Raw genomic sequence first — 20322 nt, 5'->3', positions numbered from 1 at the left:
ATAAAGAGCGTCAATGCTTCAACGCTCTCCTCTTCTTAATTTTTCTAATTTTTCTGTAATATCTTTACTAAATATCTTTCGCATGGCGGGCTGCTGTTCTTTCGTGTCTTTTGTGCGCCTTCTTACTTGTTGTTCCATCGCTTGTACTTCCAACTCTAATTCACGCGCAGATTTTCGAAGGGCACCTTGCCCAAATATAACCCATTGTTCTGTATAATCAGAAGTCGCAACATATATTTGTGTATTTATATTTCTAAGCTCTATCGCAAGTTGCTCTATCTTTTCGTCTGCAGTTTGATTCTTTCGTGTGAATATTACTTCTACACGAGATTGTTTCATCTTTTTTTCAATACCATGGACTGTATAGGCATCAAAGACTATCATCACTTTTATACCTGTATAACCTTGATAATCCGCCATCTTATCAATAAGCGCATCTCTTGATGATTGTAAATCTACATCCCGCAGTTTCTTCAAATCTCCCCAAGCTCCGATAATGTTGTAACCGTCAACGATTAAAATATCGTTCATTTTTTATTTACCAATTTCGTGACGTTTACGATATACCTCATACATTAACAAACTTGCGGCTACTGAAGCATTTAAGGATGTAACTTTACCAACCATCGGTAAAGTGATTAAGAAATCACACTTTTCACCAATAATACGACTCATACCTTTTCCTTCACTACCAATTACTAACCCAATCGGCATTGTACCATCTAAATTACGGTAATCCGTTTTCCCTTTGGCATCTGTACCAGCAATCCAAAGTCCACGCTCTTTTAATTCATCAATTGTACGAGATAAGTTTGTTACGCGCGCAACAGGAATGTATTCAATCGCTCCTGTTGATGCTTTCGCAACTGATGCTGTAAGTCCCACAGCTCTTCTCTTCGGAATAATAATTCCATGAGCTCCTGTTGCATCAGCAGTACGCATAATAGAACCTAGGTTATGCGGATCTTCAATCTCATCTAAAATCAAGAAGAATGGATCTTCATTACGTTTTTCTGCCACTTTGAATAAATCTTCTAACTCTGCATACTGATATGCAGCTACTTGAGCAATTACACCTTGATGATTACCCTCAACTAATTGATCTAACTTTTTCTTTGGTGCATGTTGTAAAATAATCTTATTTTCTTTCGCTAACGCTAGTACAATTTGTACTTGTCCTTTGGCAGCACCTTCTGCGATCCAAATTTTATTAATATCTCTCCCTGATCTTAACGCTTCAATTACAGGGTTACGTCCGATAATATATTCACTAGTCATGATGATGTGCCCCCTTCCTTTTCTTCTAAAACTGCAATTGCCTTATATACAATTTCGTCTAATCTTTCACGATTATTTAATAAATGATGATAACCAATTAGCGCTTCAAAGGCTGTACTATGTCGATATGTTTGTACATCCGTATTTTTCGGAACTGTACCTGAATTTGCATTACGCCCTCTTCTTAATACCGCCTCTTCTTCCTCTGTCAAAAATGCCGTCTCTAATAAATGATAAACAACTTTCGCCTGTGCTTTTGCTGAAACAAAGCTCGTCCCTAAGCGGTGTAATTGATTAGGGCGAACTTTTCCTTTTTGAAGGAGGTGATAGCGGATATATTGTTCATATACCGCATCACCCATATACGCTAACGCCAAGCTGTTTAATTGCTTTGCATCGATCATCCTTATCCTCTTTTCCATCTTGTACCTTGAGCAGTATCTTCTAAAATAATATTACGTTCTTTTAAATCGTCACGAATTTGATCAGACAATGCAAAATCACGATTTTTACGAGCTTCAATGCGCTTTTGGATAAGCTCTTCAATTTCTTCATCCAGTAATTCTTCTTTTGATAATTCTAATCCCAAAATATCAAATAACGTTTCCAGTTGTTTTACGTATGCTTCAATCACAACTTTAGATGTATGCTCTTCAAGTAAATATTGATTTGCATGATTTGCTACGTTGTATAATTCGGTAATTGCATTTGCAGTGTTAAAGTCATCATTCATTGCCTCTTCAAATGCAGTCTGGAATTTCTCTATTTCAGCTAACCATTTCTCATTATGGTCCGTTAAATCCGTACTACTCTCCATACGATGCTTTAAGTTTCCATAAGCTGTTTTAATTCTTTCCAGTCCATTATTCGTACTTTGTAATAACTCTTCACTAAAGTTAATCGGGTGACGATAGTGTACTGATAACATAAAGAATCTAATTAACTGCGGGTCGTATTGCTTAATAATATCGTGAACTAAAATAAAGTTACCAAGCGATTTAGACATCTTCTCATTGTTAATATTAATATATCCATTATGCATCCAGTAACGTGCAAACGTTTTTCCAGTCAATGCCTCTGACTGCGCAATTTCATTTTCATGATGTGGGAAAGCCAAGTCTTGACCACCAGCATGAATGTCAATTGTATCCCCTAAGTACTTACGCGCCATTGCTGAGCATTCAATATGCCATCCTGGACGTCCTTGCCCCCAAGGGCTTTCCCAGAAGATTTCTCCTTCTTTCGCAGCTTTCCATAAAGCAAAATCAAGAGGGTCTTGTTTCTTTTCCCCTACCTCAATACGAGCACCGTGACGTAAATCTGCGATTGGTTGATGTGATAATTTACCGTAACCTTCGAATTCCTTCGTCTTAAAGTACACATCACCCTCTGATTCATATGCATACCCTTTATTCACAAGTTCTTGAATAAATTCAATAATGATATCCATATTTTCTGTTACACGAGGATGAACTGTTGCGTGTTTGCAACCTAGTGCTGTTACATCTTCAAAGTACGCTTCAACAAAACGATCAGCAATTGTCGGTACATCTTCACCTAATTCATTTGCCGCTTTAATTAATTTATCATCTACATCCGTAAAGTTAGATACATATTGCACATCGTATCCTTTGTATTCTAAATAACGACGCACTGTATCGAATACCATAGGAGGCCTTGCATTCCCAATATGAATGTAGTTATAAACTGTAGGTCCGCATACATACATCTTTACCTTATTTTCTTCTAATGGAACAAACTCTTCTTTTTGACGTGTTAACGTATTATAAATGTGAATAGTCATTTTTATCCTTCCTTTCTACCTTTAATTCCAATTGTTTCTTCAATTTATCAAGTTCTACTTCCATAGCCTTTAATTTATCAAAAATCGGATCCGGAAGGTCAGAGTGATTTAATTCTTGACCAATCTTTACTCCATTTTGAATAACGACACGGCCAGGTATACCTACAACTGTAGAATGTGCAGGAACTTCTTTTAATACGACAGACCCTGCTCCGATTTTAGAATTCTCTCCCACAGTAATAGAACCAAGAACTTTAGCACCCGTCGCAATTAATACATTATCCTGAATTGTTGGATGCCTCTTTCCTTTTTCTTTTCCTGTACCACCTAATGTAACCCCTTGATAAATCGTTACATTATCACCAATTTCACAAGTTTCTCCGATTACAACTCCCATTCCATGATCTATGAAAAAACGTCGACCAATTGTTGCTCCTGGATGGATCTCAATGCCAGTAAAAAAGCGGCTCACTTGTGAAACAAAACGTGCAAGAAAGAAAAAATTTCTTTTATAAAAAGCATGTGCAATTCGATGGGCCCAAACTGCATGTAATCCAGAGTAAGTTAAAATGACTTCGAAATAACCTCTTGCCGCTGGATCCTGTTCAAAAACGACTTCAATATCTTCCCGAAGCCTCTTAAACATCGGTGTTCCCTCCCCTTTATGGGCTGCTTTTTTGTCGAGCGAACTAACTCCCCTAACTCATCACTTCTCCCCTAATTCTTTATATAAGGAGATAAATTCTATATTCATACCTATTTACACGGTATAAAAAAAAGGCGTCTCTGTCATATTGACAGAGACGCCTTTTAAGCGCGGTTCCACTCTGTTTAGGCTTAAAAAAGCCTCAAACTCATCCATGATAACGGTGTAAACCGCTTCTGCTTACTTTGCGGCCTAAGACATCCCACGAAGCAATTCGCTGTTCAGCAGAAGACTCGAAGGGGCATTTCAAAAATCCGCTTATAAACCACTCCCAGCCTAAAGGTGGTTCTCTCTGTAAAAAGCCTGATTTTCTACTTCTCCTTCTCGTCGCTTTTCCTTATTAGGTTTTAGGTATACTTATTATATTTCTAAACCTAGAAAATGTTAACCAATTACTTTTTGAAGACGATTTAAAACTTTTTCTTTTCCAAGAAGTGCAATAGCATTCGGAAGCTCTGGACCATGCGTTTGTCCTGTAGTTGCAACACGGATTGGCATAAATAAATTTTTACCTTTATGTCCTGTTTCCTTTTGAACTGCTTTAATCGCTGCCTTAATTGCTGCTGGCTCCATTGCTTCTAGAGCTTCTATTTGACCAGCAAATGCACGAAGTACTTCAGGTACTTGTTCACCATTTAATACTTCTTGTCCTTCTTCTTCATAATCAACATGATCTTTAAAGAACATTTCAGAAAGCTCTACAATTTCAGCTCCAAAACTCATTTGTTCATGGTATAAAGCAATTACATCACGAATCCAAGCTTGGTCTTGTTCGCTTAAAGTTTCTCCCACACGTCCAGCTTTCACTAAATGCGGTAAGCTTAACTCTACAACCGTATCTAAATCTTGCTTTTTCATATACTGGTTGTTCATCCATTTTAGTTTTTGAGAATCAAATAATGCAGGTGATTTTGATAAACGAGCTGCATCGAACATTTTGATAAACTCATCTTTAGAGAAGATTTCTTCTTCTCCTACCGGAGACCAACCTAGTAGTGCAATAAAGTTAAAGATTGCTTCTGGAAGATACCCAAGCTCTTTATATTGCTCAATAAATTGAATAATAGATTCATCACGCTTACTTAACTTTTTACGACTTTCATTAACAATTAGAGTCATATGACCGAATTGTGGAATATCCCAGCCGAAAGCTTCATAAATCATCATTTGTTTCGGTGTATTTGAAATATGATCATCACCACGAAGTACATGTGTAATTTCCATTAGATGATCATCTACTGCTACTGCAAAGTTATAAGTTGGAATTCCATCCTTTTTCACAATAACAAAATCACCGAAATCATTTGAATGGAACGCAACTTCATCTTTTACAATATCTTTGAATGTGTAGTCACGATCAGCTGGTACACGGAAACGAATACTTGGAATACGTCCCTCAGCTTCAAATTCTTTCACTTGTTCTTCAGTTAATTCACGGTGGTTACCTGCGTAACGAGGTGTTTCACCGCGAGCGATTTGTCCTTCACGCTCTGCTTCTAGCTCTTCTTCTGTCATATAACATTTATAAGCTAGACCACGCTCTAATAAATCTTCATATAATTTTTTATAAATATCTAAACGCTCTGTTTGGCGATATGGTCCAAATTCACCACCAACATCAACACCTTCATCCCAGTCCATACCGAGCCATTTCAAGTATTTTAATTGGCTTTCTTCTCCACCAGCCACGTTACGTTTTACATCAGTATCTTCAATACGAATAATAAATTTGCCATCTAAATGACGAGCAAATAAATAATTAAATAATGCCGTACGCGCATTTCCGATATGTAAGTGTCCTGTTGGACTTGGCGCGTAGCGCACTCTCACTTGCTTTTCCATAATTGGTACACCTTCCATTCTTAATGTCAACACATTCTATAATTGTACACCAAAAAAATGTGATTATCCATCTTACGAATTAAAAACCATTATTTTTTCTGTAATAAAACAACCGCTTGAGAAGCAATCCCTTCTTCTCTACCTGTAAATCCTAATTTTTCTGTTGTTGTTGCCTTTACATTAATGTTATCGATAGACGTTTCTAACAGTTCACTAATGCGCTTACGCATACTCTCAATATGTGGTGCCATTTTTGGTTTTTGAGCAATAATTGTACAATCTAAATTTCCTAACTCGTAACCTTGTTCACGCACAAATTCCCAAACTTTTTGTAACAATACAGCTGAATCTGCATCTTTAAAAGCTGGGTCTGTATCAGGAAAATGCTTTCCGATATCTCCTGCTGCAATCGCACCTAAACATGCATCAGCAATCGTATGTAACAATACATCTGCATCTGAATGGCCGATTAATCCTTTCTCGTGTGGAATTGTAATTCCACCGATAATCAACGGGCGCCCTTCCGCAAATTCATGTACATCAAAACCTTGTCCAATTCGAAACATCCTTACTTCCTCCTTAAGCTAAACTACTGAGCTTTATGACTCTATATTATATCGCTATCCTTATAAAGAAAAGCCCGGCTGTTGCCGAGCTTTTCTTTATTAACACGTCATCAATGTTATTTCTTTTGAACACGTAGGAAACTTTCAGCAATTAATAGATCTTCCGGAGTCGTCACTTTAATATTATAGTAACTCCCCTCTACTACACCTACTTGCTTCCCAACACGTTCTACGAGACTTGCATCATCTGTGCCAAGAAAACAACTTTGCTTTGCGCTTCTATGAGCTTCTAACAAAAGAGAAACAGAGAATCCTTGTGGTGTTTGTACAGCGTTAAGTTGAGATCGCTCTACCGTTTCTACAACAACACCCTGCTCTACTTTCTTAACAGTATCTTTTACTGGCACTGCACAAATGGAAGCTCCATATTTTTCTGCTGCAGTTAATACATCGCGAATCACTTTATTCGTTACGAACGGGCGCGCCCCGTCATGCACAAGAACATATTCGACACCACTCGCATACTGAAGTGCGTTATAGACGCTATCTTGTCTTTCGGCTCCACCCTGAATGAATTGTACGTGCTTTTCAATCTGGTACTTCTGCATTAACTCTTCAAAATACGGGCGTTCTTCTTCATTAATTGCCATAATAATACTTTTGCACGCTTTATCTTTTTCAAAAGCACGCAATGTGTGCACAATAATTGGTACTTCATCTATAAGTAAAAATAACTTATTTTTACCAGCACCCATTCGTTTTCCTTGGCCTGCTGCCGGAATAATTAATGTATACATATTAATAATCCTCTACTTATAATGCTTTTTCTAGCAATTTACGTTTTGCGAAAATCATACGACCAGCCGATGTTTGTAATACGCTAGTAACAAGTACGTCAAGTTGTGAACCCACATACTCTCTACCATCTTCTACTACAATCATCGTACCATCATCTAAGTATGCAACACCTTGATTTTGTTCTTTACCATCTTTCACAACATAAACACTTAATTCTTCACCAGGGAGTACGACTGGTTTAATCGCATTAGCTAAATCATTAATGTTTAACACCGTAACCCCTTGTAATTCAGAAACTTTGTTTAAATTGAAATCGTTTGTTACTACAGTTCCACCAGTGATTTTTGCCAACTTTACAAGCTTGCTATCTACTTCTTGGATATCATCGAAATCGCCTTCATAAATTTCTACCGGAATTGGCATCTCCTTTTGAATACGATTTAAAATGTCTAGCCCTCTGCGGCCACGATTACGCTTTAAAGCATCTGAAGAATCGGCAATATGCTGAAGCTCTTCTAATACGAATTGCGGAATGACAATTGTTCCTTCTAAAAACTTTGTTTGGCAAATATCTGCAATACGTCCGTCAATAATTACACTCGTATCGAGAATTTTCCAATGAGTCGTAGATTTTTCTGCTTCGACCTCTATCTCTTCATTCTCACTATTGTTTTTCTTCTTACCTCCGCGTTGGGGTAATGTAAATAATCCTAGCAATTCATTCCTTTTTTTAAATCCTACTTGGAATCCTAAATATCCAAGTAAAAGGGTGAAGAACACTTGCAACACCGTACTAATAACTGGAATTGTAAATTCACGAATTGGTATCAAAATTAAATATGCAACAATAAGACCAGAGATTAATCCTAATGTACCAAATAAAACATCTGCTACAGGCGCCTTTACAAGAGCCTCTTCAATATGCTTAATAAGTTGAACAATATAATCTACAAGCCAAAATGTTGTTAAAAATAAAATAATTGCACCAATAATTGCACGAACATACGATCCTTCCAACAAAGGAACCGCACCGATATCTAATACATTAATAATTTTGGGGATTAAGTAAATCCCTAACGCTCCCCCGATCACTAAAAAGAAGAGCTGTACAATCCGTTTTAACATCCAACCACCTCCTACTCATTATTAACCATTGTTTCGCTAATCAAAACGCCGAATGCAAAAGCGGACGTGTTTTTTTGTAAATAGTTTTATTTACCAATATATCATATCATATACCAAAAATGTTCTAGTGTCGTTATATTATAGAATCAATGTAATATTCTTAATTGTGTCTACTCATATAGAGATGCTCTTGAATTCTTTTTAGACCTTCTCGTATTTTCTTCGCTCTCACTTCTCCAATTCCTTCCACATCATCCAATTCATTAATAGTTGCTCGGCAAACACCTTGCAATGTTTTAAATCGATTAATTAAATTCTCGATAATAAGTGGCGGAACACGAGAAATCTTGCTTGTGATTCGGTACCCTCTAGGTGTCACACTTTCTTCTAAACTTGTTTGTCCTGGATAGCCAAGCAATTTAACGTAACTACTCAGCCACCTTTCGGTGTCTTTTTTAAATTTTACTAGTTTCATATGCCTCCCATTTGTAAATACTGAGTATATCAAACAGGGGAGGTGAATCTTATGGTCGATCGAAAAATTATTTTAGATACATATAAAAAAGGACCTGAAGCTGTTATTTCTTTATTTGAAGAAACATTTTCTAAGTTAGAAAAACGTATACAAGAACTAGAAAATGCTTCAAAAAAAAACTCCAAAAATAGTCATAAGCCACCTTCTACAGATGGTTTGGGTAAGCCCGTTACAAAAAGTTTGCGCAAACCGTCTCATCGTCAAACGGGTGGCCAGTTGGGCCACAAGGGACATACTCTTGGTTTGACAGCGACTCCAGATCATACGATTACACATTCTCCTACATATTGTACTTGTTGTCATACTTCCTTGAACCACGAGCCTGTAAAAGGGTATCGCATTCGCCAAGTGTATGACTTACCACCTATTCAGATCGAAGTGACAGAACATAAAGTAGAACAGAAAGAATGCCCACATTGCCATTCTATCCAAGAAGCCCAATTTCCTTCGACAGTATCTCGTCCTGTTCAATATGGTCCAAATATAAAAAGACTGATTCCCTATTTAACGCATTATCAATGCATTTCTTTGAAGCGAACAAAAGAATTCTTTCAGGATTGTTTTGGACATTCTATAAGCGAAGGAACCCTGGTAAATCATACACAGGCTTTCGCTTCTCAATTGCAGCCATTCATAAAAGAAGTAAAGGAAAAGATTCTGCAGTCTCCTGTTGTCCATTTTGATGAAACTGGTATGCGTGTAGAAAACAAAACACAATGGTTACATACTGCCAGTACACCGGAGGTGACATTGCAACATATTCATCAAAAACGTGGAAAAGAAGCAATGGATGCTGGAGAAATCTTGCCATCTTTTTCTGGAATTGCGATGCATGATGGTTGGAAATCGTATGATGCGTATACAGATTGTCGTCACGTTTTATGTAATGCCCATCTCTTACGAGATTTACAAGGAATTATAGATAGTACTGGAGAACAATGGGCACAACAGATGCAGAAATTTCTAACGCAAGCGTTGACGATGAAAAAGCAATCCGAAGGTACCATGCCAAAAGCGACGCAAAAGAATCTGTTTATTATGTATCAATCCATATTGAAAGAACAACAGATTCTTTCCACGAAACAAAAGAAGAAAGGAAAGCAGACGCCTTCTCAAAATTTATGGAATCGCTTCGTCAAGTATTCTGACAGAATTCTAGCGTTTTTAGAACATCCAGCCATTCCATTTGATAACAATCAAGCAGAACGGGATATTCGGATGACGAAAGTAAAACAGAAAGTGTCTGGGACTTTCCGAAGTAAGAAAGGCGCAGAATCTTTTTGTCAGATACGAAGCTTTATGAGTACCATGAAAAAACAAAAACAATCGGTCTTACAAGCGATAAACCAAGTCATAGAAACTAGAACGGTTCCTTGGAATAACACGACTTCATAAGAGAATTTCTCTATTTGGCATAGATTCTTTCTCTGATTGGAGTATTTTCTTTTCATGTTTTCGAATCGGAAACATGTATTTGGCCTGTTTTTTTATTTGAAGAAGCTGAGTAGTTACCAATATAATCTACAAGCCAAAATGTTGTTAAAAATAAAATAATTGCACCAATAATTGCACGAACATACGATCCTTCCAACAAAGGAACCGCACCGATATCTAATACATTAATAATTTTGGGGATTAAGTAAATCCCTAACGCTCCCCCGATCACTAAAAAGAAGAGCTGTACAATCCGTTTTAACATCCAACCACCTCCTACTCATTATTAACCATTGTTTCGCTAATCAAAACGCCGAATGCAAAAGCGGACGTGTTTTTTTGTAAATAGTTTTATTTACCAATATATCATATCATATACCAAAAATGTTCTAGTGTCGTTATATTATAGAATCAATGTAATATTCTTAATTGTGTCTACTCATATAGAGATGCTCTTGAATTCTTTTTAGACCTTCTCGTATTTTCTTCGCTCTCACTTCTCCAATTCCTTCCACATCATCCAATTCATTAATAGTTGCTCGGCAAACACCTTGCAATGTTTTAAATCGATTAATTAAATTCTCGATAATAAGTGGCGGAACACGAGAAATCTTGCTTGTGATTCGGTACCCTCTAGGTGTCACACTTTCTTCTAAACTTGTTTGTCCTGGATAGCCAAGCAATTTAACTAAATCACTATCCTCTAAAAGTTGTGTATTTGCAAGATCTTGTAACTTTTTCAAGATTTGATGATGGTCTTGTGTTTTCTCCTGGTGATAATCTTTAATTAACAATGCTGCCTCTGCCTCTAAATCAGCTAGTAATTCTGTAAGCTGTAAACGAATTAACCTACCTTCTGTTCCTAACTCATGAATATAGCTCAATATTTCATTTTTAATACGCAGCACCATTTCAACACTATGTAAAACGTGAACCACCTCGGACATTGTAACGACCTCTTCAAATTCTAGAATACCCAAATTCGTAATGCCGTCATTCCATACAGCCTTATATTTTTCTAGCGTTTGAATTGCTTGATTTGCCTTCGTTAAAATGACACCTATATCTTTTAATGTATAACGTAAGTTCCCTTGATATAGCGTAATTACATTACGTCTTTGTGAAATGGCCACAACAAGGCTGCCCGTCTGCTTTGCTACACGCTCTGCTGTTCGGTGACGCATACCTGTTTCAATAGAATCAATAGATGAATCTGGAACTAACTGTGCGTTTGCAATTAAAATTTTACTTCCAGTTTCATTTAAAATAAGTGCTCCATCCATTTTTGCTAATTCATATAAACTAGCAGGAGAGAATGCGCAATTAATATGAAAACCACCATCAACAATGCTTTTAATCTGCTCATTATACCCAAGAACAATTAGTCCCCCCGTTTGTGCGCGAAGTACATTATCTATCCCTTCGCGCAGTGGTGTTCCTGGGGCCACGAGCTGTAAAATGTTAATCATACTTTTGACACGTTGCTTATTTTCTTCCATAGCCTAGCCTCCTAATGTCAAACGAAGCGCTTCTCCCAAATTAGAAACACCTACAACCTCAATCCCCTCTGGAATTGTCCATCCCCCTAAATTTTTTCTAGGAATGATAGCACGTTGAAATCCTAATTTAGCTGCTTCTTGTACACGTTGTTCAATTCTTGATACTCTTCTTATTTCTCCAGTTAATCCAACTTCTCCTATTACCGCATCAGTTGGTGCCGTAGATTTATCTCTAAAACTTGAAGCTATACTTAAGGCGACAGCTAAATCAATTGCCGGTTCGTCTAATTTCAAACCACCAGCTACTTTTAAATACGCATCTTGATTTTGTAATAGTAAACCTGTTCTTTTCTCTAGTACCGCCATAATAAGCGAGACACGATTATGATCAATTCCTGTCGCCATTCTTCGAGGATTTCCAAAACTAGTAGGGGAAATTAATGCCTGTATTTCTACTAAAACTGGTCTTGTTCCTTCCATTGAGGCAACTACTGTTGAACCTGCAACTCCAACTGGTCTTTCCTCAAGGAAAATTTCAGAAGGATTTAAGACTTCTGCAAGGCCAAGTTCTTTCATTTCAAAGATACCCATTTCATTCGTAGAACCAAAACGATTCTTTACAGCTCGTAAAATACGATATGTATGGTGTCGATCTCCTTCAAAGTAAAGAACTGCATCAACCATATGTTCTAGCATACGCGGTCCCGCAATTGCACCTTCTTTTGTCACATGTCCTACGATGAAAATTGGGATTCCCTTTGTTTTTGCAAGTTTCATTAATTCTGCTGTACATTCACGTACTTGCGCCACACTACCAGGAGCTGATGTTACCTCAGGTAAATGTATCGTTTGAATAGAATCAATAACAACAAAAGCAGGATTCATCTCTTCAATATGTGCTGCAATACGCTGTAAATCTGTCTCTGATACAACAAATAGATTACTACCATTTACATGTAAACGATCTGCACGAAGTTTAATCTGCTTTGCTGACTCCTCACCTGATATATACAATACATCATATGAAGCATCTGCTAATTGCGAGGAAATCTGTAATAATAACGTTGATTTTCCAATCCCAGGGTCCCCACCAATAAGTACTAAAGATCCATCTACAATTCCGCCACCTAGTACACGGTTAAACTCTTGAAATTTTGTTTCAATACGTGCCTCAGACTTTGTTTCTACTTCTGTAAGACGTCTTGGTTTTGTTACTTCTGTTTGAATTGCATTTGCATAATTTAGGCGTCTGGATGATACAACGGGTTCCATCTCTTCAACAAGCGAATTCCATTGACCACACCCTGGACATTTACCCATATATTTTGGTGATTGATAACCACACTCTTGACATGTGAATTTTGTTTTCTTTTTAGCCATATCTTTTTATATTTCACTTCGCTTTCATCTATAAACATTTGACCTTCTCGTACAAGAAAGAGGGCTATCTCGTAGCCCTCTTAGTTTGTCTATACTTATTTTACCTTTTCAGCACTATGAATGACAAATGTTTCCCCTTCTACATCAAAGATAACTTTTTGACCTTTCTCAATAGCACCTTTTAAAAGTTCTTCCGATAGTCTATCTTCTACATGCTTCTGAATTGCTCTACGTAGTGGACGAGCACCATATTCACGATCAAACCCTTTATCAGCAATAGCTGCAATCGCTCCTTCTGTTAAGTGCAATTCAATTTCTTGTTCTTTTAAGCGATTCACTAACTGATTTACCATAAGAGTCACAATTTCTTGAATATGTTTTTTCTCAAGCATATGGAATACGATAATTTCATCAATACGGTTTAAGAATTCTGGACGAAATGCCTTTTTCAGCTCATCCATTACTTTACCTTTCATATCCGAATAATCACGGCTTTCATCTTGTACGTTAAATCCAAGATGTTTGTTACGTTTTAACGCCTCAGCACCAACGTTAGACGTCATAATAACAATCGTATTACGGAAATCAACTGTACGTCCTTTAGAATCAGTTAAACGACCATCTTCCAATACCTGTAGTAGAATATTAAATACATCAGGATGTGCCTTCTCTACTTCATCTAATAGGACAACTGAATAAGGCTTACGACGAACCTTCTCTGTTAATTGTCCGCCTTCTTCATACCCAACATATCCTGGAGGAGAACCAACTAAGCGAGAAGTTGAATGTTTCTCCATATACTCAGACATATCAATGCGAATCATTGCATCCTCATCACCGAACATAGATTCTGCCAATGCTCTTGCTAATTCTGTTTTACCTACACCTGTTGGCCCTAAGAAAATAAATGAACCAATTGGACGTTTCGGATCTTTCAATCCTGCTCTTGCACGACGAACAGCTTTCGCTACAGCCACTACAGCTTCATCCTGACCGATGACACGATCATGAAGAATGGATTCTAAGTTTAATAATTTATCAGTCTCTGTTTGTGCAAGTTTAGAAACAGGGATACGTGTCCATGTAGAAACGACATTTGCAATATCTTCTACCGTAACCTCTGAATTTTCTTTTCCTTGTTGTTCTTTCCACTGACGTTTTGTATCTTCCAATTTCTCACGTAAGCGTTGTTCCATATCACGTAAGGAAGCAGCCTTTTCAAACTCTTGACTTTGTACAGCCGCATCTTTTTCTTTTCGAATTTCCTCAAGCTTCACTTCAAGCTCTTTTAAGTTTGGTGGTGTTGTATAAGAACGCAAGCGAACTTTTGAAGCAGCTTCATCAATTAAATCAATTGCTTTATCTGGTAAGAAACGATCCGTAATATAACGATCTGAAAGTTTTACAGCTGCATCAATTGCATCATCTGTAATAGACACACGGTGATGCGCCTCATAACGATCGCGTAATCCTTTCAAGATTTGAGTTGATTCTTCTAGACTCGGCTCATCAACATGAATTGGCTGGAAACGTCTCTCTAAAGCTGCATCCTTTTCAATATATTTACGATACTCATCTAAAGTTGTCGCACCAATACATTGTAATTCTCCGCGTGCTAAAGATGGTTTTAAAATATTCGATGCATCGATTGCACCTTCTGCTCCACCTGCACCGATTAATGTATGAAGTTCATCAATAAATAGAATAATATTCCCTGCTTGACGTATTTCATCCATTACTTTCTTTAAACGATCTTCAAACTCACCACGATATTTCGTCCCAGCTACCACTGTTCCCATATCTAGTGTCATAACACGCTTATCTCTTAACGTTTCAGGAACTTCATTATTTACGATTTGCTGTGCTAACCCTTCAGCAATTGCTGTTTTACCTACACCAGGCTCTCCAATTAACACTGGATTGTTTTTTGTTCTACGGCTTAACACTTCAATTACACGTTGAATTTCTTTACTACGTCCAATAACAGGATCCAAACGATTCTCACGTGCAACAACTGTTAAGTCGCGCGCTAAACTGTCTAGTGTCGGTGTATTTGCATTTGTCGATGAACCACCTTGGTGACCTGAACTTGCTTCGTTACTTCCAAGAAGTTGTAACACTTGTTGTCTTGCTTTGTTGAGGCTTACACCTAAATTATTTAATACACGTGCCGCTACACCTTCACCTTCACGGATTAAGCCAAGTAAAATATGTTCTGTTCCAACATAAGAATGTCCTAGCTTACGCGCTTCATCCATAGACAATTCAATAACTTTTTTAGCACGAGGTGTATAATGTACAGTTTGAGAAGCTTCTGTTCCACGTCCAATTAACGCTTCTACCTCTTTTTGCACTTTCTCCGGGCTCAATCCAAGAGCAATTAACGCTTTTGCTGCAATTCCTTCACCTTCGCGTACAAGCCCAAGTAAAATATGTTCTGTTCCAATGTTATTATGCCCAATGCGAATTGCTTCCTCTTGAGATAAAGCTAATACTTTCTGTGCTCTTTCTGTAAATCTTCCAAACATCATAGAAATCGCCTCCTACTTGCGCTTAGTTTTTTTCAATACGTAATCGCTCACGGATTAAGGTTGCTCTTCGATAATCTCTTTCTTCTGGTCCTAAAGGTCCTCCTGCATATTGTTGTAAAATACCAGGTTGCGTAAGAACCATTAGCTCAGTCAAAATATTTCTCGATATACCTTTTATATATCCTAGATCAATACCGAGTCGTACATCCGATAAGCAAGTTGCCGCTTCTGCAGATTGAATTAAACGACTGTTTGCTAGTATACCGTAAGAACGATAAACCTTATCTTCAAGCTCAATGCTCGAATTTTGTACAATTAATTCTCTGGCCAATTTTTCTTGTTGTATAATTTGCTGCATGACACTCTTTAAATCTGCAATAATATCTTCTTCGGATTTCCCTAACGTCATTTGATTTGATACTTGAAATATATTACCTAACGCTTCGCTACCTTCACCGTATATTCCTCTTACTACTAAACCTAATTTTTGAATTACTTGTATAATACGGCTAATTCTTTTTGTTAAAACCAGCCCTGGTAAATGAATCATTACAGAAGCTCTTAATCCTGTACCAACGTTAGTAGGACAACTCGTAATATATCCAAGTGATTCATCAAAAGCATATTCAACCTCTTTCTCAATCCAATTATCTATTTGATTGGCGCTTTGAAGCGCCTTTGATAACTGTAGTCCTGGAAATAGGCACTGAATCCTAATGTGGTCTTCCTCATTAAGCATCACACTAATGTGTTCGCTTTCTGATAACAGACATGCTCCATATTCGGTCCCTGCTAGATTTGGACTAATTAAATGCTTTTCGACTAAAACTCGCCTTTGAAGAGGAGTTAGTTCATTCATTTTTAATAGTCCAAACTTCCCAAAGGGCTCTACCGCTTTATTTATAAATTTCTTTTTAAATAATTCTTGAACCTTTTGAGCTTCCTCTTCGTTTTGCATAGTAGAAAATTGATATTGCTTAAAATTACGAGCCAAACGAATTCGACTACTTAAAACAATATCAGAATCAGGGCCATCCCCCTTCATCCATGGACTAATCGCTTCATTCATAATTTTGTCCAGTGACATAGAACTACTCCCCCTCTCTATGCTCACTAAGCTGAGTTTCAAGCCCTCGAATCTCATCTCTTACCTCAGCAGCTTTCTCAAACTCCTCATTCTGTACATATTGTTTCAGAATAAGTTTTAGTTCATCTAATTCTTTCTTTAAGTGGATATTTCCTTCCATTCGTTCCGGAATTTTTCCACAATGTTCTGTATGTCCACCATGAAGTCGCTTTAACAATGGGTTTAAGTGTCCTTTAAATGTATCGTAACAAGAAGCACAACCAAAGCGTCCCACTTTTGTAAAATGTTCATATGTCATCTTACAATCTGGACATCTTACTGTATTTGTATTTGAAAACCCGTTTTTTCCTTCTCCAAACATTGTTGATTCACCGTGTAATAAACCAGCAAATACATCATGAAATGAAAAGTTAGACTGTGATGATTGAAAGAAAGACGTATAGCCACTTTGCTCCGCACATTGCTCACAAAGATGAACTTCCGCCTTCTTCTCGTTGATTACTTTTGTATAATGTAAAGTTGCTGGTCTTATATTACAGTTTTGACAAGTCATCAATATCCCCACCTTTACAACAGGAACGATCTACCTCATGATACTTTTCATACATTACTAGATTGTCCTCTTTCCTTAATCCACTCAGATAAAAGTACATGCTCTTTTTCAAAACTTCTACAATATTTAACTGCCCTATCTTAATTATCATTCTTTTACAAAAGCTGTATTTATTTATATTTCAGTGTTCTTAACATTGCGCATAATATTCCAGCCCTAAGTTCATCTCGAGAAGGAATATCCATTGATAATACAGAACGATCTAGTACACTTAACATTAATTTTGCTTCACGGCCTGTTATGATTCCCTCTTCTAATAAACGTATAATCATACTCTCTGCATTCCCTTGTGCAACGCTATGATCAATCATATGAAGCATTTGATCAATAATGTCTATATCATCATGCAGTTTGACTTTTATAATGCGAATGTAACCTCCTCCACCACGTTTACTTTCTACTACAAATCCTCTTTCTAATGTAAAACGGGTATTGATTACATAATTGATTTGAGATGGTACGCACTCGAATCGATCCGCAATCTCATTTCTTTTGATTTCAATCACATTATTATTACTTAAGTCAATAACTTGCTTTAGATATTGCTCAATGATATCAGATATATTTCTCATTTATCCGCCACCTTTATTGACTTTGACTATCTTTGACTTTAATTATATACGTATTAATAAAATTTGCAACTCTTTTGCTTATTCACTATCCTAGCCACATTCCCCTGCATTTAATCAAAATAGTAATTATTTAAGCATATTTTTTTAATTACTATGGATTATAAAAGAAAACACGAAAAAACACGAGTCATTTGACTCGTGTTTAGTTGCTTGGCGACGTCCTACTCTCACAGGGACAAGGTCCCAACTACCATCGGCGCTAGAGAGCTTAACTTCCGTGTTCGGTATGGGAACGGGTGTGACCTCTCTGCCATCATCACCAAACTATGAAGGCATATTCCTTCAAAACTAGATAACATTGCTACATATTATATGGTTAAGTCCTCGATCTATTAGTATTCGTCAGCTCCACATGTCACCATGCTTCCACCTCGAACCTATCAACCTGATCATCTTTCAGGGATCTTACTAGCTTACGCTATGGGAAATCTCATCTTGAGGGGGGCTTCATGCTTAGATGCTTTCAGCACTTATCCCTTCCGCACATAGCTACCCAGCTATGCCCTTGGCAGAACAACTGGTACACCAGCGGTGCGTCCATCCCGGTCCTCTCGTACTAAGGACAGCTCCTCTCAAATTTCCTACGCCCACGACGGATAGGGACCGAACTGTCTCACGACGTTCTGAACCCAGCTCGCGTACCGCTTTAATGGGCGAACAGCCCAACCCTTGGGACCGACTACAGCCCCAGGATGCGATGAGCCGACATCGAGGTGCCAAACCTCCCCGTCGATGTGGACTCTTGGGGGAGATAAGCCTGTTATCCCCGGGGTAGCTTTTATCCGTTGAGCGATGGCCCTTCCATGCGGAACCACCGGATCACTAAGCCCGACTTTCGTCCCTGCTCGACTTGTAGGTCTCGCAGTCAAGCTCCCTTATGCCTTTGCACTCTACGAATGATTTCCAACCATTCTGAGGGAACCTTTGGGCGCCTCCGTTACACTTTAGGAGGCGACCGCCCCAGTCAAACTGCCCACCTGACACTGTCTCCCGGGTCGATAAGACCCGTAGGTTAGAATTTCAATACAGTCAGGGCGGTATCCCACCAGCGCCTCCACCGAAGCTAGCGCTCCGGTTTCAATGGCTCCCGCCTATCCTGTACAAACTGTACCAAAATTCAATATCAGGCTACAGTAAAGCTCCACGGGGTCTTTCCGTCCTGTCGCGGGTAACCTGCATCTTCACAGGTACTATAATTTCACCGAGTCTCTGGTTGAGACAGTGCCCAAATCGTTACACCTTTCGTGCGGGTCGGAACTTACCCGACAAGGAATTTCGCTACCTTAGGACCGTTATAGTTACGGCCGCCGTTTACTGGGGCTTCAGTTCAGAGCTTCGCTTACGCTAACCCCTCTCCTTAACCTTCCAGCACCGGGCAGGTGTCACCCCCTATACTTCGCCTTACGGCTTCGCAGAGAGCTGTGTTTTTGCTAAACAGTCGCTTGGGCCTATTCACTGCGGCTTTCCGTTAAGAAAGCACCCCTTCTCCCGAAGTTACGGGGTCATTTTGCCGAGTTCCTTAACCAGAGTTCTCTCGCACACCTTAGGATTCTCTCCTCGCCTACCTGTGTCGGTTTGCGGTACAGGCACCTTTTATCTCGCTAGAAGCTTTTCTTGGCAGCGGGGAATCAAAGACTTCGCTCCATAAGGAGCTTCCCCATCACAGCTCAGCCTTTACGATAAGCGGATTTGCCTACTTATCAGCCTAACTGCTTGGACGTGCACAACCAATCGCACGCTTCTTCTATCCTTCTGCGTCCCTCCATTGCTCAAACGATAAAGAGGTGGTACAGGAATATCAACCTGTTGTCCATCGCCTACGCCTGTCGGCCTCGGCTTAGGTCCTGACTAACCCTGAGCGGACGAGCCTTCCTCAGGAAACCTTAGGCATTCGGTGGACGGGATTCTCACCCGTCTTTCGCTACTCATACCGGCATTCTCACTTCTAAGCACTCCACCAGTCCTTCCGGTCTGACTTCACTGTCCTTAGAACGCTCCCCTACCACTGATACCATTGGTATCAATCCGCAGCTTCGGTGGTGTATTTAGCCCCGGTACATTTTCGGCGCAGAGTCACTCGACTAGTGAGCTATTACGCACTCTTTAAATGGTGGCTGCTTCTAAGCCAACATCCTAGTTGTCTAAGCAACTCCACATCCTTTTCCACTTAATACACACTTTGGGACCTTAGCTGGCGGTCTGGGCTGTTTCCCTTTTGACTACGGATCTTATCACTCGCAGTCTGACTCCTAAGGATAAGTCATTGGCATTCGGAGTTTGACTGAATTCGGTAATCCGATGAGGACCCCTAGTCCAATCAGTGCTCTACCTCCAAGACTCTTACACTTAAGGCTAGCCCTAAAGCTATTTCGGGGAGAACCAGCTATCTCCAGGTTCGATTGGAATTTCTCCGCTACCCACACCTCATCCCCGCACTTTTCAACGTGCGTGGGTTCGGGCCTCCATTCAGTGTTACCTGAACTTCACCCTGG

The 20322-nt window shown here is 38.8% G+C and carries 16 protein-coding genes, 2 rRNA genes, 2 pseudogenes and 1 other annotated feature (1 of these 21 cut by a window edge); of the genes and pseudogenes, 1 reads left to right on the top strand and 19 read right to left on the bottom strand.

All coding sequences use genetic code 11. The annotated features are described in order from the left end of the window. Positions 1-18: 18 nt before the first annotated feature. From MHH55_RS28785 to MHH55_RS28740, 10 genes and pseudogenes are all read right to left on the bottom strand, one after another. The gene (locus MHH55_RS28785; protein WP_000997876.1) at positions 19-531 is read right to left on the bottom strand and encodes an NYN domain-containing protein; all 513 of its coding nucleotides are present in this window, start codon (positions 529-531) and stop codon (positions 19-21) included. 3 nt (positions 532-534) lie between these two features. After that, the gene (rlmB, locus tag MHH55_RS28780; RefSeq protein WP_000200237.1) at positions 535-1278 is read right to left on the bottom strand and encodes a 23S rRNA (guanosine(2251)-2'-O)-methyltransferase RlmB; all 744 of its coding nucleotides are present in this window, start codon (positions 1276-1278) and stop codon (positions 535-537) included. After that, complete coding sequence (locus tag MHH55_RS28775) at positions 1275-1682, bottom strand: Mini-ribonuclease 3 (protein ID WP_000564261.1); 408 nt, start codon at positions 1680-1682, stop codon at positions 1275-1277. Before MHH55_RS28775 ends, rlmB begins: the two co-directional genes overlap by 4 nt. A 2-nt stretch (positions 1683-1684) precedes the next feature. Further along, on the bottom strand, positions 1685-3082 hold the full coding sequence (gene cysS / locus MHH55_RS28770; protein WP_000152276.1) for a cysteine--tRNA ligase: 1398 nt from the start codon (positions 3080-3082) through the stop codon (positions 1685-1687). Next, positions 3063-3728, bottom strand: coding sequence for a serine O-acetyltransferase (cysE, locus tag MHH55_RS28765; RefSeq protein WP_000476497.1), 666 nt, complete (start codon positions 3726-3728; stop codon positions 3063-3065). Before cysE ends, cysS begins: the two co-directional genes overlap by 20 nt. Positions 3729-3878: 150 nt before the next feature. Then, positions 3879-4125, bottom strand: a binding site (T-box leader). A 47-nt stretch (positions 4126-4172) separates the two neighbouring features. Continuing rightward, positions 4173-5630 (bottom strand): glutamate--tRNA ligase, encoded by a 1458-nt coding sequence (gene gltX / locus MHH55_RS28760; protein WP_000415143.1) that lies wholly within the window; start codon positions 5628-5630, stop codon positions 4173-4175. 89 nt (positions 5631-5719) lie between these two features. Continuing rightward, complete coding sequence (ispF, locus tag MHH55_RS28755; protein ID WP_000488386.1) at positions 5720-6196, bottom strand: 2-C-methyl-D-erythritol 2,4-cyclodiphosphate synthase; 477 nt, start codon at positions 6194-6196, stop codon at positions 5720-5722. 116 nt (positions 6197-6312) lie between these two features. Next, complete coding sequence (gene ispD, locus MHH55_RS28750; RefSeq protein WP_000288284.1) at positions 6313-6993, bottom strand: 2-C-methyl-D-erythritol 4-phosphate cytidylyltransferase; 681 nt, start codon at positions 6991-6993, stop codon at positions 6313-6315. 16 nt (positions 6994-7009) lie between these two features. Continuing rightward, positions 7010-8119: a PIN/TRAM domain-containing protein gene (locus MHH55_RS28745; protein WP_340881869.1), complete on the bottom strand. Its 1110-nt coding sequence runs from the start codon at positions 8117-8119 to the stop codon at positions 7010-7012. 160 nt (positions 8120-8279) lie between these two features. Continuing rightward, positions 8280-8552, bottom strand: a pseudogene (locus MHH55_RS28740) (DNA integrity scanning diadenylate cyclase DisA); the annotation flags it as partial. Positions 8553-8645: 93 nt separating this feature from the next. Here MHH55_RS28740 and tnpC point away from each other — a divergent pair. Beyond that, complete coding sequence (gene tnpC, locus MHH55_RS28735) at positions 8646-10049, top strand: IS66 family transposase (protein WP_100910632.1); 1404 nt, start codon at positions 8646-8648, stop codon at positions 10047-10049. 118 nt (positions 10050-10167) lie between these two features. Here the strand turns inward: tnpC and MHH55_RS28730 are convergent. The 9 genes and pseudogenes from MHH55_RS28730 to MHH55_RS28690 form a co-directional block, all read right to left on the bottom strand. Continuing rightward, positions 10168-10353 (bottom strand): annotated as a pseudogene (locus tag MHH55_RS28730) (PIN domain nuclease); the annotation flags it as partial. A gap of 160 nt (positions 10354-10513) precedes the next feature. Then, entirely contained in the window at positions 10514-11587 is a 1074-nt protein-coding gene (gene disA, locus MHH55_RS28725; RefSeq protein WP_000392163.1) for a DNA integrity scanning diadenylate cyclase DisA, read from the bottom strand. Positions 11588-11590: 3 nt separating this feature from the next. Continuing rightward, positions 11591-12967: a DNA repair protein RadA gene (gene radA, locus MHH55_RS28720; protein WP_001085202.1), complete on the bottom strand. Its 1377-nt coding sequence runs from the start codon at positions 12965-12967 to the stop codon at positions 11591-11593. A gap of 95 nt (positions 12968-13062) precedes the next feature. Then, complete coding sequence (clpC, locus tag MHH55_RS28715; protein ID WP_000971183.1) at positions 13063-15498, bottom strand: ATP-dependent protease ATP-binding subunit ClpC; 2436 nt, start codon at positions 15496-15498, stop codon at positions 13063-13065. Between the two features lie 22 nt (positions 15499-15520). Further along, the gene (locus MHH55_RS28710) at positions 15521-16585 is read right to left on the bottom strand and encodes a protein arginine kinase (RefSeq protein WP_000050842.1); all 1065 of its coding nucleotides are present in this window, start codon (positions 16583-16585) and stop codon (positions 15521-15523) included. Between the two features lie 4 nt (positions 16586-16589). Next, entirely contained in the window at positions 16590-17138 is a 549-nt protein-coding gene (locus MHH55_RS28705; RefSeq protein ID WP_000128399.1) for a UvrB/UvrC motif-containing protein, read from the bottom strand. A gap of 170 nt (positions 17139-17308) precedes the next feature. Beyond that, entirely contained in the window at positions 17309-17770 is a 462-nt protein-coding gene (gene ctsR / locus MHH55_RS28700; protein WP_078187788.1) for a transcriptional regulator CtsR, read from the bottom strand. Between the two features lie 208 nt (positions 17771-17978). Continuing rightward, positions 17979-18094: ribosomal RNA gene (gene rrf, locus MHH55_RS28695) — 5S ribosomal RNA — on the bottom strand. Positions 18095-18142: 48 nt separating this feature from the next. Continuing rightward, positions 18143-20322 (bottom strand): 23S ribosomal RNA (locus MHH55_RS28690); it runs 742 nt beyond the window's last position.

It is taken from the genome of Bacillus sp. FSL K6-2944 (genome assembly GCF_038005385.1).
Lineage (GTDB): Bacteria > Bacillota > Bacilli > Bacillales > Bacillaceae_G > Bacillus_A > Bacillus_A cereus.
Note: the sequence above shows the minus strand (reverse complement) of the source record. Positions and strands in the feature narration are given on the sequence as shown.